This is a genomic window from Chryseobacterium glaciei, from assembly GCF_001648155.1.
In the GTDB taxonomy this organism is placed as follows: domain Bacteria; phylum Bacteroidota; class Bacteroidia; order Flavobacteriales; family Weeksellaceae; genus Chryseobacterium; species Chryseobacterium glaciei.
In genome coordinates this window covers 1,840,592-1,856,804 of sequence record NZ_CP015199.1, presented here as the reverse complement: position 1 = coordinate 1,856,804, position 16,213 = coordinate 1,840,592, and the positions used below count along the sequence as shown (strand labels likewise).

Below are 16,213 nucleotides of genomic sequence, written 5' to 3'. Positions count from 1 at the left end.
CCTGGAACCTGCTTTCTCTACTCGCTATTTTTCATGAATTGGCGCGGCGGCTTTGCCGCTAGTCATGGTCGGAAGAAATTCCGATAGGTTTATGTTTTAAAAACCTTATCGGGATTTCCACCGGCAAAAATGATTAATATGGCAGTGATCATATCTCTTAATTCCATAGCAATTCTTCTTTTAGCTGTTTTATACCCCAGATTATTTGCTTTTTTATAGATCAGGAGAAGCATTGAAGCAATCATGGTCATATAAACCATTACTTGGATCCCATTTTTGTTGAGTGAAACCAAATGGGTAAGGTTCAGTTCTTGTTTGAGAAACCTGAAAAATACTTCTATATCCCATCGTTTCCTGTAATAATCGGAGATTTCTTTAGCTGAGAGTTCAAATTCATTGCTCAGAAACCAAAATTCTTTTTCTGTTTTCTGGTTTTTAATAATAACCAAACGAAACTCTGTTTCTAGTTTACAAGATTTTCCGTTCTTGCTTTCAATAGGTCTTCGTGCAAAAATTTGTACTTTGCTGTCTTTAATGATCTCCCATTCATCCCATTTGCGGATGCTTCCGAGGTTAAGAAAGATTCCATTTCCTCAAATTTTCGGTTTTCCTTTAATCTGATGATGAATTTTATCGATTTCTCGTCAAAGTTCATCATTGTTTTGGCAGACTGCAAGCCTCTGTCCATTACATAAATATTACAATAATGTTCTTCTTTTTTCTTTTCTTTAAGGATAACTTCGGGAAGGGCTATATCTTCTGATGAATATTGTTGTTCATTAAAAACTTCAACTCCGGAAGGAAGAATTCCGTCAAATGAAAAACTGAATTTTAATAGTTTCTTTCCACTATTATTACTCATTCCTTCTTTCAATCTTGATGAAGCTTCAGAAACAGTGGTACTATCTACCCGAATCAAATTGTATTTTTCGATTTCCGTTTTATCATAAAGTTCCGAGAACTGTCCGTACATTTGTTCGTAGATTTCTTTGAAATAATTGACATCTATTTTTGACAGTCTTTCCGAAATTGAACTACGACGGATTTTCTCTTCTTCTCCTAATCCAAATAAAGCTTTAAAGCCACTACTGTTAAAAGTATCTTCTAAAGTTCTTTGGCTTAATTTTTCATTATCGAAAATACAGAACAAAAGCAAATAAAACATTTACTTTCCATGTAAGACCTTACTGTAGTAATCTACTTTAGTGGTTGAGGAAAGATGACATAAAAGAGCTTCTGGAATAAAATTTAAAATGTTTTTGAGAGAAATTTTATGGTCTTTAAAAACTGACATAATTAAGGAGTATCACAGATAAATATAAAAAATAAACTCAAACGAAAAACGAAAAAGTCGAAAAAAAAATCTTCCGACCACAACTACGGCGGAGCCGCCGCGCCAATTCATGAAAAATGAGCTCAAACATGCCGTTCAATCAGGGCTAAATCAGCTGAAAGGTTCTACTTTTACCGCAAAACTCAAACCTAACGGGTTTCCAACACCCGTTAGGTTTTTATTCAACAACACAAGTTTGCGAAAATCGAAAGAGTAATTTTTAACGAAGGTTTTTATTGAATAGATTTGAAATTTCTACTTTTGTCGAATGTTAGAAATTCTTTATCGCGACGAACATCTTATTGCCATCAATAAACCAAGCGGATTATTGGTTCATAAATCTTTTTATGCAGGAGAAGCCGATACTTATGCTATTCAGGAATTAAGAAACCAGATTGGACAAAAAGTTTATCCTGTTCATCGTCTTGACCGAAAAACTTCGGGTGTTTTGTTGTTCACTTTAGATAAAGAAACCTTGAGAACTATGAGCGATCAGTTTGCATCACGAGAAGTGGAAAAGAAATACATCGCTATTCTTCGGGGTTGGGCGAAAGAAGAGGAAACCATAGATTATGATTTGGTTAATGAAAACGAAGTCAAGCAAAACGCGATTACCTATTATCACCGCTTACAGACTTCGGAAATAGATTTGCCATTTTTAAAGCATCAAACTTCAAGATATTGTTTAGTTGAAGCCATTCCTGAAACGGGAAGATTTCATCAGCTGAGAAAACATTTTAAACATATTTTGCATCCGATTTTAGGTTGTCGAAAACATGGTTGCAATAAACAGAATAAATTGTGGCTTCAAACATTCGAAATCAACAAAATGACACTTCACGCCCATCAATTGATTTTCAATCATCCTATTTCCAACGAAAGAATTACGGTGAATGCCACTATAGATGATGAGTTCAAAAGAGTAGGAGATATTTTGAAGTTCGATTTGAGCGCTTATTCTTAAATTTTCACATTTTTATTACCATACATTTTGTCATCCTGAAAGGATCTAAGCATAGTATTAGAAAATCAGATGAAAGATTCGAGTCTAGATTTCTACGAAATGACAAACTTTACGGTTATTTAAACGCAAAGATTTAATTATTCAAAATTTTGATTTTAGAAAAGCAAAGGCAAATAAATTTGCTGCGCGAAGCTTGAAAATATACCTTCATCAAATCAACTTGTTGATTAATTCTTTGCTCCTTAAAATATGTATTTCAGTAAAATAAACCTTTGCGTTAAAAATATCCCGCTGATTTTGCATAAGATTGTGTTTTATAGATGATACTTATAAAACATTTTTACATAAAATATCATACGTTAATCAAACATTAATTTTAAAATGAGTATTTTTGTAAAACTTTTTTTCAATGTACAAATCGCTTATTCGCCCGATCCTTTTCAAATTTGATCCTGAAGAAGTTCATCACTTTACTTTTTCAATGCTTAAAAATTTTGGATTTCTTACCAAATTATTTTTTCCTAAACCTATTGAAGATAAACGTCTGGAAAGAGAAGTTTTCGGATTAAAATTTAAAAATCCTGTTGGATTGGCAGCTGGTTTTGATAAAAATGCCGTGTTGTTTAACGAACTGGGAGATTTAGGTTTTGGATTTGTAGAAATCGGGACGGTAACGCCAAGAGCACAAGCCGGAAATCCTAAGAAAAGATTGTTCCGTTTAATAGAAGACGGCGGAATCATTAATAGAATGGGTTTCAACAACGACGGTTTGGAAGCAGCGATCGAAAAACTGAAAGGCAATAAAGGAAAAATAATCATCGGTGGAAACATCGGAAAAAATACAGATACAAACCCGGAAAATTACACGCAAGATTATCTGGATTGTTTCGAAGGTCTTCATCCTCACGTAGATTATTTTGTACTGAATGTAAGCTGTCCGAATGTCGGAAGTCATGCAAAACTAGAAGATGTAGAATATTTACGTGAATTGATTACGGAGGTTAAAAAAATCAACCAATCGAAATCTGTACAGAAACCAATATTGCTGAAAATAGCTCCGGATTTGAACAATCAGCAGCTTGATGAAATCATTGAATTGATTGCAGAAACAAAAATCGACGGAATTGTAGTTTCCAATACATCGGTAAATAGAGAAGGATTAAAAACTTCAGCTGAGGCTTTAGAACAAATAGGAAATGGAGGTTTAAGCGGAAAACCAATTCGTGAGAGAAGTACAAAAATGATCAAATATCTTTCAGATAAAAGCAACAGAGCTTTCCCAATCATCGGAGTTGGCGGAATTCACTCTGCAAAAGATGCGATTGAAAAATTAAATGCAGGAGCTACTTTAATTCAGTTATACACCGGATTTATTTATGAAGGCCCTGAATTGATCAACGAAATCAACAAAGAAATTTTAAAAAGAGCAAGTAGATTGCCTAGATAAATTAAAAGAGAGTTTTTAAAACTCTCTTTTTTTATTTTGACTTTCTAACAGATGCATTTTTTATATCAACCGTAAATGTATAATCTGGTGTAGATTCCGTTTTGTTTACTTTAAAAGTTAAAGTTTTTCTGTCTTTGGATTTTGTTTCTTTCGTGTCGTACATATTTTCAAGGCAGCTTTCTGTGAGAAATTCTTCGTAACTTTTATAATTCCAATCTTTTGTGAAGTACAAAACCCGATACCCTTTTTCGCCTTCACTTGCACCACATCTTCCACATGCATTGAAATTTGATGATTCTTCAAAATACAGCAAAACACGATTTCCGTTTTCTCCCGAAGCGTAAGAAATTAATTGATTTCCTCCATGTTTATTAATAAAATCAAAGGTGTTGATCTTTTTATTATTGGGTAAAATCAAATAATTATTGTAACGGTAAATCATATCATTGCCGGTGAATAATTTTGCTGGCTGAGTTTTTTCATTCAAATAAAAATTACCCAAAATAGGATTTTCTTTATCATTTTGCTCAAAAATAATAGACTCTTTAGGATGCAAAGCTTCTGCGATTTCTGAAGTTTTCTCTACTTTTTGAGGTGAAGTAATGCTGTCTCTGAATTTTTTAGAATTCTGCTTTTGCTTAGTCCCAAAATTATACAAAGACAATTTTCCATAATCGTAAATGCCTGTTAACGGAATTTTCTTCTGATATTTATCGTAATAATACCATCCGTCCACAAAATATTGATAGAGACTACAATCGGCAATTCCTGCATAATAAAGTTGCATTGTGACAGGAACGCCTGCAATTTCTCCTTTGAAAATCTGAGATGAATCTGTTATTTTCTTTAATTCAACTTTCTGACAGAGAAATAGTGTTAAACTTAAAGATAATAATAGCGTTAAAAGTTTTTTCATGGTTTGGTTATCGTAGTTTTAGTTTATTAGATGAAGAAATGAGAGATCGTGTAGATAATCAAACCAACCAATCCGCCGACCAAAGTTCCGTTAACGCGAATAAATTGGAGATCTTTTCCGACTTCTAATTCCAGTTTTTCGCTTAATTCTTTACCTTTCCAGTTGCCAACGGTTGAACTGATGAGGTTTCCGAATTGATGGGTATTTTTAAGAATGTATTTGTAAGCGGTGACACGAACCCAATGATCTATTTTATTTTGAAGTTTTTCGTCAGTTTTAAGATTTTCCGAAAACTCATTCAGGTTTTTAGAAAGATAATTTTTTAATGAAGATTCATCGTCTTGAAGTTCTTTCATCAAAGTTTTTTTAATGGAAAACCAGATATCGTTAGAATATTCGTCTAGTTTATCGTTTTTAAGAAAATTATTTTTAATGTCTTTAAATTCATCTTCCCATTTTGGATCTTCTTTTAAATCAGTTGAAAATTCATAGATCTTTTTTGTGATCAAAGTTCTGATATCATGTTCAGGATCTTCTTCCACTTCTTTGAAAAAATCTGCAAGCCCGCTGGCAATCTTATCTGCAATTTTATTGTCAACAAAAGACGGAATAAAAGAATAACTTCCCTCTTTTACGCGTTTCTGAATCATTTCATCATTTTCAATAATATAATCTTTGATTTGTTTGGAGAGGTTGGTGATAATTCTCTGATGATCGTTTTTGTCTAAAAGATAGTTGATTCCGTTTCCGATGATTTTGTTCAATTTAATATCATCCGTCATTTCCGAAACCTTTTTACTGATGAAACTGCTTACCGTAGAATCATCTAGCTTATTCAGAATATCCAACACAATATCGGAAAGGTTTTTAATTAAAATTTCCTGATTTTTCTCCTTAGTAAGCCATTCTCCAACAAAATTTGAAACTTTAAGTTTCTGAATATAAGGACGTATATTTTGAGGGGAAAGAAAATTAGACACGACAAAGCTTCCCAAGTTGTCTCCAAGCCTTTCTTTGCTGTTTTCAATCAAATTAGTATGTGGAATCGGCAAACCAAGCGGATGACAAAATAAAGCGGTAACAGCAAACCAATCGGCCAACGCACCAACCATTGCCGCTTCAGAAAAAGCACGCACATATCCAATCCAATGTGAATCATTTGATTTCTGGAGAATCGTGGTAATAATAAACACAATGGCCATCAACACAAAGAGTCCCGTGGCAAATGCTTTATATTTTCTTAACTGTTTTCTTTTCGCTTCATCATTCATATTCTCAAATTTACTAAATTTGGTATGAAACTATTTAATATTAAGTAAAAGCTTTAACCACAAAAGGCACAAAAGTTTTTGCTGTATTAAAAAAGTTTTTTAAGAGCACATTAGTTTTTTTAAAATCTAAGATTTTCTACTTCTGTGAACTTTAGATTGTTAATTTTTAAACTTCAAAGATTAAAAGCGTTAAAAACTTTTGTCTCTTTTGTGGTTTAATTTAAATATTTAAATAATTCTTATGGAAAACGAAGCAAAAAACAATCCATATTATTCAAGAACAGATACTACTAAACTTGATATTTCCAATGAAGAGTGGAAAAAGATCTTAGCTCCAGATTTATATGCGATCGCCAGAGAAGCCGCAACAGAAAGAGCTTTTACCGGAAAATACAATGAATTTGACGAAATCGGAGATTATTATTGCGCCGTTTGTGGAAATCATTTATTCCGTTCTACTTCAAAATTTTCGAGTAGTTGCGGATGGCCAAGTTTCTTTGAAGCAGATAAAGAAGGCGTATATTATAAAAAAGACAATGCATACGGAATGGAAAGAGTAGAGGTGCTTTGCAAAAGGTGTGACTCGCATTTGGGGCACGTCTTTGATGATGGTCCGAAGCCTACAGGACTGCGTTATTGCATGAATTCCGTAAGCTTAGAATTTGCTCCTGATTCGCAAAAATAAGCCTTTTAATTCACAGAATCAGGAAGTTAAAGTTTCTTAAATTGAGTTAAACTTCTTTCGTTTTTAACTGCTTGGTAATTATGTTTTTATAAATTTGCCTACTAATTTGAATTTAACATAATATTGAATGAAAGGATTTTATAGCGTATTAGGTATTGTTTACATGGTTACGACTTCATTTTATCTGTCTCCAAAAGAAGCGGTAGTAAAGAATGAAATCACTACAAAAATTGAAAGATTAAACGAAACTAAAACTGAAAAAATCACTACAGTATCTTCATCAGAAGCATTGTACAAATCAATTACATTTGAAGCAGGGCACGAACTTAACGAAGAAGTTTTCTTTAAAGCTTTAACAGGTTTTGAGAATTTAAAGAAAGCTGGTTTGCTTAATCAGGATGCTCACTTATTAACGGTATGCGATTTTTCGATGTCTTCTAACACGAAAAGACTTTGGGTGATTGACACAGAAGAAAAGAAAGTATTATTCAATTCACTGGTAGCACACGGAAAGAATACGGGTGAAGAATTTGCCACTAACTTTTCGAATACCAACAGTTCACTTCAAAGCAGCTTAGGATTTTATATCACAGATGCTACTTATAACGGAGACAACGGGTATTCTTTAAGATTGCTGGGAATGGATAAAGGCTTTAATGATGCAGCTTACAAAAGAGCCATCGTAATGCACGGAGCTGATTATGTAAGTGATGATTTTGCCGCAGTGCATAAGAGGATCGGAAGAAGTTGGGGATGTCCTGCTGTTCCAAGAGATCTTACACAACCAATCATTAATACAATAAAAGGAAGAAATTGCCTTTTCATTTATTATCCCGATCAGAATTATCTTTCCAAATCGGAATGGTTAAAAACATCAGTTTAAGATGATTGACGCCTCAGAATTTATTTTTGCAGTAAGATTAATGAATAATCCTGATGGGACAAGTACGTTTGAAAATGGGAAAATTCCTGTTTTAAAACCGATGAATACCACTGCTTTTTGGATCAGCAATAAAACTGAAGAATGGGAAAAAGCAGATCATCCGGCTCCAAGACGGCAATATGTAGTGACTTTGAAAGGAAAGGTCAGGTTTAAGGTAAGCGATGGTTCAACATTTCTTATTGAGCCTGGATTTATTCTTTTAGCTGAAGATGTCGAAGGAGAAGGACATAGTTGGGAAATAGAAGAAGGAGAGAAATGGGAAAGACTATATATTCCAATTGCTGAAAATGCTGAAAGTTTTTTTATTCCCGATCTAAAGTAGAGAATTATTCCAGATTTAATTTTATCTGAATTAATAGTATTATGCAAAAAGCAGTCAAATTTTGACTGCTTTTTTATTTTAACTAAAATAAGATTTTTCATTAAGATTTTCCAGTACGTTTGTCATTCTGACGAAGGAAGAATCTAAACTATAATATTTTACCTCTCACAGATTTTTACGAAGTAAACTTCTTAAAAACCAAAGTAGCATTATGTCCTCCAAAACCGAAAGCATTACTTAGAGCAAACGTAATATCTTTTTCTTTAGCTTCACCGAAAATAATATTCACGTCTTTCGGAATATTCTCATCAATATTATGAAGATTGATCGTTGGTGGAATAATTCCATGTTGGATCGCTTTTATAGAAAGAATAGCTTCCGCTGCTCCGGCCGCTCCCAACAAGTGACCCGTCATTGATTTAGTAGCACTGATATCAAGGTTTTTACTTCCTTTGAATAATTTATTGATTCCTTTTAATTCAACCAAATCTCCCATCGGAGTAGAAGTTGCGTGAGGATTTAAATAGTCAATATCCTCTATATTCGCTCCTGCTTCATTAAGTGCCAATTGCATTGCTTTAATTGCTCCAACACCATCTGGATGAGGTGCTGTCATGTGATAAGCATCCGCAGTCATCGCTGCTCCTACTAGTTCTGCGTAGATTTTTGCACCTCTTGCTTTGGCGTGCTCATATTCTTCAAGAATTAATGCTCCGGCACCTTCTCCCATAACAAAACCATCTCTGTTAGCGTCATATGGACGACTTGCTGTTGCAAAATCATCATTTCTTGTAGACATTGCTTTCATAATAGAAAAACCTCCAACAGAAGCCGGAGTAATAGCTGCTTCAGAACCACCACTAACGATTACTTTCGCTTTTCCTAATCTGATATAATTGAAAGCATCCATTATTGCTGTATTTCCTGTAGCACAAGCTGAAATAGTAGTATAATTAATACCCTGAAGGCCAAATTTCATAGAAATCATACCTGACGCCATGTTAGCAATGAATTTCGGAACGAAGAAAGGATTAAACCTTGGTGTTCCGTCGCCTTTGGTGAATTCCATTACTTCACTTTCGAAAGTCCACATTCCGCCTTGTCCGGTTCCCCAGATTACCCCGGTATCGAATGGATCCATATTTTCTAGTTCAAGTCCTGAATCTTTAAGCGCTTCCGCACTAGAATACATGGCATATTGTGAAAATAAATCACTTCTTTTAATTTCCTGATGAGTCAAATGTGCTTTTGGATCAAAATTTTTAACCTCACAAGCCACATGTACTTTAAATTTTTCGGTATCGAAATGGGTAATTAAGTTGGCCCCACTAACTCCATTAATACTGTTTTGCCAAAAATCTTCGACATTATTTCCCAAAGGTGTAACTGCACCTAGTCCTGTAATGACAACTCTTTTCATATTAGTTATTGATTTTAAATAGATTAGAGGTTCCCCTTGCAATTAAACGCGTTTTGTCTGCGTTCCATATTTCGCATTGTGCGTTTACAAATTGCTTTCCTCTTTTAATGATTTTTGTTTCGGCTACAATATTATCATTTTCTTTTGCAGTGGAGAAATAATCTATGACATTATTGATGGTTGTTATAAAAGAATTTTCATTTAGAGAGAACATTGTCGCTCCAATGATGTCATCAACAATCGCTGCGGTCACTCCGCCATGAAGATTTCCGATCGGATTTAGCCATTCGGCTCTTACTTTATATTGAAACTCCAACTGTCCTTCCTCTACAGAAAGTACGATGGGGTTGAGCCATTTCATAAAAGGAGAAGGAGATTGGGTAAATTCTTTTCCGATGAATTGTTTTAATTGTTCTAATCTGTCCATTTTTCAATTTTTATTTTTCTAAAATCATCGTTACGCCTTGTCCACGAGCAGCGCAGATGGAAATAAATCCTTTTCCGCTTCCTTTTTCGTGTAAAATTTTAGCTAAAGTTCCGATAATTCTTCCGCCGGTTGCGGCAAAAGGATGTGCTACTGCTAGACTTCCGCCTTTTACGTTTAATTTGTTTCTGTCGATTTTTCCTAATGCTTTTTCCAGTCCGAATTTTTTAGCCAAATCGTCATTTTCCCAAATTTTTAATGTTGCTAAAACCTGTGCTGCAAAAGCTTCGTGGATTTCATAATAATCAAAATCTTCCAAACTCATTCCTGCTTTTTTAAGCATTCTATCTGCTGCAAAAACGGGAGCGAGCAATAAGTTCTGTTTATTTTCAACATATTCAATTCCAGCAATTTCTGAGAATGTGATGTATGCTAAAATTGGTAAATTATTGGCTTTTGCCCATTCTTCACTGGCCAATAAAACGGCAGAAGCTCCATCGGTAAATGGAGTTGAGTTTCCGGCTGTTAAAGTTCCGTTTTGTTTATCAAAAGCGGGTTTTAATGAAGCTAATTTCTCTAAACTTGTATCACGACGGAGATTATTGTCTTTATCTAAACCAAAAGCCGGAGTGATCATATCATCAAAAAATCCTTCATCATAAGCTTTTGCCATATTTTGGTGACTTTTGAAAGCTAATTCATCCTGATCTTCACGAGAAATCTGATAATATTTAGCGGTAATTTCTGTGTGACCGCCCATTACCAAACCTGTTTTCGGTTCCTGACCTTTGTAAGGAATCGGCATCCAGTCTTTCAGTTTTGGACTTAATAATTGTTTTAGTTTTCCGAAAGCAGATTTTTCTTTGTTGGCTTTTAATAAAGCTTTTCTTAATCTTGGTGAGGATTCAAACGGGATATTGCTCATGGCTTCAACACCGCAGGCAATTCCGCTTTCGATCTGACCTAAAGCAATCTTATTTCCGATGTATACTGCTGATTCAATTCCTGTATCACACGCTTGTTGAAGGTCGCACGCTGGAGTTGCAGGATCAAGAGAAGTATTCATCACTGTTTCTCTGATGAGGTTGCTTTCAGAAATATGCTTGATGGTCGCACCTCCGGCAACTTCACCGAGAAGTTTTCCTTTAAGGTTGTAACGATTGATCAAACCATCCAGAGCGGAAAGCAGTAAATCCTGATTTCCTTTGTCTGCGTAGGCGGTATTCATTCTGGCAAATGGGATTCTGTTGTATCCTACGATTGCTACTTTTTTTGTTTCCATATGTTCAATTTTATGATGGAAGGAGTTTTAGCTCTTTGTCAATCATTAATAAAATCCTGTCTAAAGCAAGGTTGAGATATTTTTCATCATCTGTTGTTTTGGAAAGCAGAATGCCTCCTTCAACGATCATAATAAACAGTGCTCCGTATTCATCAGCATTTATATGTTGATGAATCTCTTTCTTTTGCTGTCCATCAACAATAACAGATACAATTTTTTTGATCCAAACTTCAAAGGAGTGAGAAACCTGCTTTTTTAACGCAGGAAAAGTATCGTCAGCTTCAGTCGCTGCATTCATTAAGGGACATCCGCCACTTTCAAAAACCATTTCCCAGTTTTTTCGGTAGAAATTCACAAATGCATTGAGTTTATCAATGGTAGTAGTAAATTCATCGCCTAAAGATCTTGCCATACTTTTTGCCAGTAAGCTTGAGTTGTATTTATAGACCTCAATTGCAACCTGATCTTTGTTCTCAAAATTTCCGTAGATGCTTCCTTTCGTTAATCCTGTAGCTTCCGTTATGTCTGAAAGCGACGTAGAAGTATAGCCCTTCGTATTAAACAAAGAGGCTGTTTTTTCAATAATAAACTGTTTTGTCTTTTCTGCTTTTGACATTTCTTGTAATGAAATTATTCTGCAAAGATACAAAAATATACCATTTGGTATATTTTGTTTTAAAATTAAATCTGAGCTGTTGAATAAACTCAGATTTAATTTTTTATTATCTATACACCTAGTTTGTTATTTAAACGCAAAGTTTTAATATAAAAAGCACATTATTTTTAGGAAGCAAAGAAATGCGACAAAGTCGCTGATGAAGGATGCTTCTTAAGAATCAATGTAATTGATTCAATCCTTTGCTCCCTTAAATAATCAGAATTAAAAATAAATCTTTGCGTTAAAAATACTTTCGAAATGCAAACATAGGATGACAAAAATATCTTTTTATAGATAATTTTTAAGCCAAAGTAGCATTCAAAGTGATCTCAAAATTGAAAGCTGCACTTACAGGACATCCTTCCTCTGCAATTTTAGCATATTTTTGAAAATCTTCGTCTGAAAGTCCGGGAACTTTAGCAGTTAAAGTCAATTCAGATTTTGTAATTTTTCCGATGTTTGGATCTAAAGTGATTACTGATTTTGTAACTAATTCTTCTGGAGTAAAACCAGCTTGAGAAAGTTCTGCGCTCAGTTTCATTGTAAAGCATCCTGCGTGAGCGGCTGCCAATAATTCTTCTGGGTTTGTTCCCACTCCGTCAGCAAAACGGCTGTTGAAAGAATATTGAGTTTCGTTCAACGTTGTGCTTTGAGTAGTGATGTGACCGTTTCCTTCTTTGATGTTACCGTTCCAAACGGCTGTTGCGTTACGTTTCATAATGTTTTTGTTTTATTTAATATTGTTTGTTTTTGATGATACAAAGATATGTCAGATGTTTGTCCAAATAAATAGATAAAAAGACTTAACTATTGTACTTTTTTCCCGAAGTGTAATTTTTCTTGAAATTTACAGGTGTATTTCCAACTTTATTGGTGAAAAGTCGGTTGAAATAGGCCGGATCTTCATAGCCTAAATCGTATGCAATTTCTTTAACAGGTTTATCGGTGTAAAATAACAATCTTTTGGCCTCCAATAAAATTCGATTGATGATAAACTGATTGGGCGAATCTAGGTTTAAGTTTTTAAATTTATGGGTTAAAGTTTTCGGTGCTAAGTGTAGCAAGTCTGCATAATCAGCCACATTGTGCTTCTCTCTGAAATGGATTTCCAGATGTCTGCTGAAATCTCTGAAAACATCTAATTCATTGCTTGGAATTTTTACTATATCGTTGTCCAGATTTTGCTTTTTCCATTTTCTGGTAGCGCGGATGATGATTTGTTTTAAATACGTTCTTATCATTTCTTCGCTGGAAGATTCTTTCCATTCAAGTTCTTCGTTGATATTTTGAAATAAGTTTTTAATGATAATCGTTTCAGAATCATCAAGATCAACTTTTGGAATTTCAAAAATATTATGAAAAAGCAGACCGTCACAAGCTACTTCTTTATCATGAATTTGGATGCAATAAAAATCTCGGTTGTAATAGAGAAGAGAAGCGACTTCAGAATCTTCATTTTTAATATCTAAATATTGATAGGTAAGAAAAAATAGAGTGGGAGCTTCTGTTTTATAATGATTGAAATCTATGGTAAGTTCATAACCTGCAGGAACTAAAAGTATTTTGATATAAGGCTGAGACTTTATTTTGTTGATGGTTTCAAGGTTTTCATTAGAAAATACACTGAGCCCGAATTTTTTATAATTGTCTTCAAAAACAAGATCCTGTAATCCCATACTTTTACTTTAGTTTAAAGATACAAAAAAGCATGATTTCAAGATATTAAATTATTGAAATCATGCTTATATATTTTGATTTGATTGAGTTTTGTTGTTTCACTCAAACTCTATAATTCTCAAACTCTCAAACCTAGAATGTTACATCCAATCCAACATAGAAATTAGCCTTCATGATCGGAGCGTAAACCATTCCGCCATCAAAATAATTTCCGAAAGGATTCTTGAAATCTACAATCGCATTTTTTTGATAATATGAAGTTAAGTTCTCTCCTCCAACATAAGCTCTGATCTTTTTGTTGAAATTTCTTGAGATCTGAGCATTCAACACTGCATAAGATTCTGAATAGGTTGGCAATTGAAATTCTTCGGGATTGCTTGATGTGTTAGGAAGTCTTTGTTTTCCGACCCAGTTTAAAGTGGTGTCAAAACTCCAAAATGCGCCATTGTTATTTTTGTTGGTTGAATAAGCCAAATTCACGAAACCTCTGTGCTTGGCCATGAACGGAATTTCTCTTCTTCCATCCAGATAATCAGCCTGTACATCATAATATTTATAGGCTAATCTCACATCAAAGTTTTTGAAAGGCGTAAAATCCCACTGCGTTTGGAAAGAGTTCGCAAAAGATTTACCTTCTAAGTTATAAAAAGTCAATTGCTGAGGTGAACGATCTAAATCAACCAAAACCTGGTTCTGGAAATCTGTTCTGAAGAAATCAGCAATAATCGAAGATTTTCTTCCAAATAATTTGACTTCCTGTTGTAAACTTACCCCGTAATTCCAAGCGATTTCCGGCTTTAAACCATAAATATCTCCATTATTTTGTAAGATCTGGATATTTCTATTAGACGCAAAATATTGTTGATTTTCAGCAAAAACATTGGCGGTTCTAAAACCTCTTCCTGCGGAAAGTCTCAAAATAGTCTGTGGAGTGAAATCATATTTAAAATTCAATCTTGGCGTAAACTGAGTTCCTGCTAAATTGTGGAAATCTGCTCTTGCTCCGGCGACTAAAGTATATTTTAAACCTGTCAACGTATATTCAGCAAAAATTCCGGGAACGATCTCGTTTCTTTTAAAATTATCAATCAAATATGTTTCGTCATAACCATCATACATAAAACTTGCACCTGCTTTATATTTATGATTGGTATTACCTAAAATACTTTCAAAAATTAAATTAGAGTAATACGTTTGCTGCTTTCCTGAATAATTTCTAAGACCAAAAAAGCTGTCCTGCTGATGATAAACATATTGATTCATCCAGCCTAAACTTTGGTAAGGTTTTCCCTTAAAAACGTATCCTGTTTTATTCCAAACCTGAAATCTTGAGATGTCAATTCCAACGCCGTAAGCGGTTTGTTTGTCCTGAGCCAATTGTTTGTTGAAATCAGTTTGGCCTGCCGTTCTCTCATCTTTAATGAAATTAATTCCAAAATGCGAACCGAAACCTGACTCCTCTAAATCATTATAATTCAATAAATAAGCTGCGTTGATCTGCGTTCCTTTTGGACGGTCAAGAAAGCCGTCATCATTCATGTCGGTATTGCCGAAAGTTCCGTTTCCGTGAAGTAAAAATGTTTGAGACCATTTTTCATTGATTTTGGATACGTTAGTAATATTAGCTTCGGCTCTTCCATTAAAATCAGAGAAAAGATTTAATGAAGTTTCAGGTTCTTTAGCATTTTTTAAAAGCTCTGTATTGATCTGTCCTGTAATACTTTCGTAGCCATTGGTAACCGTACTTCCTCCTTTGGTTAGCTGGATGCTTTCGATCCATCTTCCGGGAATGAAACTTAATCCATACGCAGAAGCCAAACCTCTAATCTCAGGAAGTAATTCTTTAGTTAAGCTTGTGTATTTCTGGTCCAAGCCTAACATTTTCAATTGTTTGGTTCCTGTAACTGCATTGCTGAAAGAAACATCAACCGTCGCATTGGTTTCAAAGCTTTCGGATAAATTACAGCAAGCTGCTTTTAATAATTCTTTTTTATCAATATTAAAAACTAGCCCTGCTTCTTTCTTGCTTAAAGAAGTTGCTGCTTTTCCACCTGTTACAATTACGCCTTCAATATGTTTTTCATGGTTTTCGTTTGAAGCGTTTTGATCAGCGTGTTCTGAATGTTCAGACTTTGTATCTTCTTCATAATGTACATTAGGGTTCTTTTCTCCTAACGCGATTTCTCGGTCGTACAAACAACATGATGGCAGATTTTTATAAGTGCTGTCGCTGGATTTATACTTTTCATTATCATGACCAACGTCTGCAATTTTCTTTAAAATTTTATCTGCTGAGGTTTTTGATGAATCAAAATCTAATGTAACGGTTTGCTTTTCTGCATTCCAATCCGCAGATTTTGCACCAGCGTCTTTGGCTGCTTTTTCAATTCTTGCTTTACAAGACGCACAGTTTCCTTTTACATAAAACTCATTCTCTTTTTTGGAATGATGTTCATGATTTTCTGCAATTTTAGGTTGTAAATCTCTTTCGTAATGACAACATCCCGGAAGATTTTCATACGTCTCATTTGATGCTTTGAATTTTTCATTGTCATGTCCCGCTTCTGCAACTTTATTTAAAATCTCGTCAGTTGAAACGTTACTGTCAGTTTCTAAAGTTAAGATTTGAGAATCAATAGAATATCTGGCTTCTTTTGCGCCTGCCTTTTTAGCGGTTGTTTCAATTCTTTCCTTACACATTTCGCAGTTTCCTTTAACTTTAAACTGACTTTTAGAAAGATTTTGAGCAAAAATAATTTGGGTAAATAGTAAGAATGCACCAAGAATGACCTTGGAAATATATAATTTCATTTGTTTAAAATTTAGATTAATTAAAAATCGGTTCATTATAGAATAATGAACTGGTTGACA

The 16,213-nt window shown here is 34.2% G+C and carries 16 protein-coding genes; 5 read left to right on the top strand and 11 right to left on the bottom strand.

From position 1 onward, the window contains the following. Positions 1-89: 89 nt before the first annotated feature. Both A0O34_RS22590 and A0O34_RS22585 read right to left on the bottom strand, forming a co-directional pair. A complete protein-coding gene (locus A0O34_RS22590) occupies positions 90-449 on the bottom strand; it encodes a transposase (protein WP_236848492.1) in 360 nt (119 codons plus the stop codon). 14 nt (positions 450-463) lie between these two features. Next, a complete protein-coding gene (locus A0O34_RS22585) occupies positions 464-1,165 on the bottom strand; it encodes a hypothetical protein (protein ID WP_228394370.1) in 702 nt (233 codons plus the stop codon). A gap of 436 nt (positions 1,166-1,601) precedes the next feature. Here A0O34_RS22585 and A0O34_RS08245 point away from each other — a divergent pair, with 436 nt between their 5' ends. After that, positions 1,602-2,297, top strand: coding sequence for a pseudouridine synthase (locus tag A0O34_RS08245; RefSeq protein ID WP_066753640.1), 696 nt, complete (start codon positions 1,602-1,604; stop codon positions 2,295-2,297). A gap of 409 nt (positions 2,298-2,706) precedes the next feature. After that, positions 2,707-3,744, top strand: a complete 1,038-nt coding sequence (locus A0O34_RS08240; RefSeq protein ID WP_066753638.1) for a quinone-dependent dihydroorotate dehydrogenase — start codon at positions 2,707-2,709, stop codon at positions 3,742-3,744. 31 nt (positions 3,745-3,775) lie between these two features. Here A0O34_RS08240 and A0O34_RS08235 read toward each other — a convergent pair whose 3' ends face one another. Then, entirely contained in the window at positions 3,776-4,660 is an 885-nt protein-coding gene (locus tag A0O34_RS08235; RefSeq protein WP_066753636.1) for a hypothetical protein, read from the bottom strand. 26 nt (positions 4,661-4,686) lie between these two features. Continuing rightward, on the bottom strand, positions 4,687-5,931 hold the full coding sequence (locus A0O34_RS08230) for a DUF445 domain-containing protein (RefSeq protein ID WP_066753634.1): 1,245 nt from the start codon (positions 5,929-5,931) through the stop codon (positions 4,687-4,689). A 241-nt stretch (positions 5,932-6,172) separates the two neighbouring features. Here A0O34_RS08230 and msrB point away from each other — a divergent pair, with 241 nt between their 5' ends. The 3 genes from msrB (at position 6,173) to A0O34_RS08215 (ending at position 7,881) form a co-directional block, all read left to right on the top strand. Further along, positions 6,173-6,616 carry a peptide-methionine (R)-S-oxide reductase MsrB gene (gene msrB, locus A0O34_RS08225; protein WP_066753632.1) on the top strand — a complete coding sequence of 148 codons (444 nt, stop codon included), beginning with the start codon at positions 6,173-6,175 and terminating at the stop codon, positions 6,614-6,616. A 127-nt stretch (positions 6,617-6,743) separates the two neighbouring features. Then, positions 6,744-7,499: a murein L,D-transpeptidase catalytic domain family protein gene (locus A0O34_RS08220; protein ID WP_066753630.1), complete on the top strand. Its 756-nt coding sequence runs from the start codon at positions 6,744-6,746 to the stop codon at positions 7,497-7,499. A gap of 1 nt (position 7,500) precedes the next feature. Then, positions 7,501-7,881: a cupin domain-containing protein gene (locus tag A0O34_RS08215; protein WP_066753627.1), complete on the top strand. Its 381-nt coding sequence runs from the start codon at positions 7,501-7,503 to the stop codon at positions 7,879-7,881. Between the two features lie 175 nt (positions 7,882-8,056). On the opposite strand, the gene fabF is transcribed toward A0O34_RS08215, so the two are convergent. The 7 genes from fabF to A0O34_RS08180 form a co-directional block, all read right to left on the bottom strand. Further along, positions 8,057-9,301: a beta-ketoacyl-ACP synthase II gene (fabF, locus tag A0O34_RS08210; protein ID WP_066753626.1), complete on the bottom strand. Its 1,245-nt coding sequence runs from the start codon at positions 9,299-9,301 to the stop codon at positions 8,057-8,059. A 1-nt stretch (position 9,302) separates the two neighbouring features. Then, the gene (locus tag A0O34_RS08205; protein ID WP_066753624.1) at positions 9,303-9,728 is read right to left on the bottom strand and encodes a PaaI family thioesterase; all 426 of its coding nucleotides are present in this window, start codon (positions 9,726-9,728) and stop codon (positions 9,303-9,305) included. A 10-nt stretch (positions 9,729-9,738) separates the two neighbouring features. Next, the gene (locus tag A0O34_RS08200) at positions 9,739-11,007 is read right to left on the bottom strand and encodes an acetyl-CoA C-acetyltransferase (protein WP_066753617.1); all 1,269 of its coding nucleotides are present in this window, start codon (positions 11,005-11,007) and stop codon (positions 9,739-9,741) included. 10 nt (positions 11,008-11,017) lie between these two features. Next, on the bottom strand, positions 11,018-11,623 hold the full coding sequence (locus A0O34_RS08195; protein WP_066753614.1) for a TetR/AcrR family transcriptional regulator: 606 nt from the start codon (positions 11,621-11,623) through the stop codon (positions 11,018-11,020). 343 nt (positions 11,624-11,966) lie between these two features. Beyond that, positions 11,967-12,383, bottom strand: coding sequence for an OsmC family protein (locus tag A0O34_RS08190; RefSeq protein ID WP_066753611.1), 417 nt, complete (start codon positions 12,381-12,383; stop codon positions 11,967-11,969). Between the two features lie 85 nt (positions 12,384-12,468). Continuing rightward, entirely contained in the window at positions 12,469-13,341 is an 873-nt protein-coding gene (locus A0O34_RS08185) for a helix-turn-helix domain-containing protein (RefSeq protein WP_066753609.1), read from the bottom strand. A gap of 133 nt (positions 13,342-13,474) precedes the next feature. Continuing rightward, on the bottom strand, positions 13,475-16,153 hold the full coding sequence (locus tag A0O34_RS08180; protein WP_066753606.1) for a TonB-dependent receptor domain-containing protein: 2,679 nt from the start codon (positions 16,151-16,153) through the stop codon (positions 13,475-13,477). Positions 16,154-16,213 lie beyond the last annotated feature (60 nt).

Bases quoted from the DNA above. Each gene is read 5' to 3' on its own strand.
- A0O34_RS22585 (WP_228394370.1), bottom strand. From the start codon at position 1,165: ATGTTTTATTTGCTTTTGTTCTGTATTTTCGATAATGAAAAATTAAGC.
- A0O34_RS08245 (WP_066753640.1), top strand. From the start codon at position 1,602: ATGTTAGAAATTCTTTATCGCGACGAACATCTTATTGCCATCAATAAA.
- A0O34_RS08240 (WP_066753638.1), top strand. From the start codon at position 2,707: ATGTACAAATCGCTTATTCGCCCGATCCTTTTCAAATTTGATCCTGAA.
- A0O34_RS08235 (WP_066753636.1), bottom strand. From the start codon at position 4,660: ATGAAAAAACTTTTAACGCTATTATTATCTTTAAGTTTAACACTATTT.
- A0O34_RS08230 (WP_066753634.1), bottom strand. From the start codon at position 5,931: ATGAATGATGAAGCGAAAAGAAAACAGTTAAGAAAATATAAAGCATTT.
- msrB (WP_066753632.1), top strand. From the start codon at position 6,173: ATGGAAAACGAAGCAAAAAACAATCCATATTATTCAAGAACAGATACT.
- A0O34_RS08220 (WP_066753630.1), top strand. From the start codon at position 6,744: ATGAAAGGATTTTATAGCGTATTAGGTATTGTTTACATGGTTACGACT.
- A0O34_RS08215 (WP_066753627.1), top strand. From the start codon at position 7,501: ATGATTGACGCCTCAGAATTTATTTTTGCAGTAAGATTAATGAATAAT.
- fabF (WP_066753626.1), bottom strand. From the start codon at position 9,301: ATGAAAAGAGTTGTCATTACAGGACTAGGTGCAGTTACACCTTTGGGA.
- A0O34_RS08205 (WP_066753624.1), bottom strand. From the start codon at position 9,728: ATGGACAGATTAGAACAATTAAAACAATTCATCGGAAAAGAATTTACC.
- A0O34_RS08200 (WP_066753617.1), bottom strand. From the start codon at position 11,007: ATGGAAACAAAAAAAGTAGCAATCGTAGGATACAACAGAATCCCATTT.
- A0O34_RS08195 (WP_066753614.1), bottom strand. From the start codon at position 11,623: ATGTCAAAAGCAGAAAAGACAAAACAGTTTATTATTGAAAAAACAGCC.
- A0O34_RS08190 (WP_066753611.1), bottom strand. From the start codon at position 12,383: ATGAAACGTAACGCAACAGCCGTTTGGAACGGTAACATCAAAGAAGGA.
- A0O34_RS08185 (WP_066753609.1), bottom strand. From the start codon at position 13,341: ATGGGATTACAGGATCTTGTTTTTGAAGACAATTATAAAAAATTCGGG.
- A0O34_RS08180 (WP_066753606.1), bottom strand. From the start codon at position 16,153: ATGAAATTATATATTTCCAAGGTCATTCTTGGTGCATTCTTACTATTT.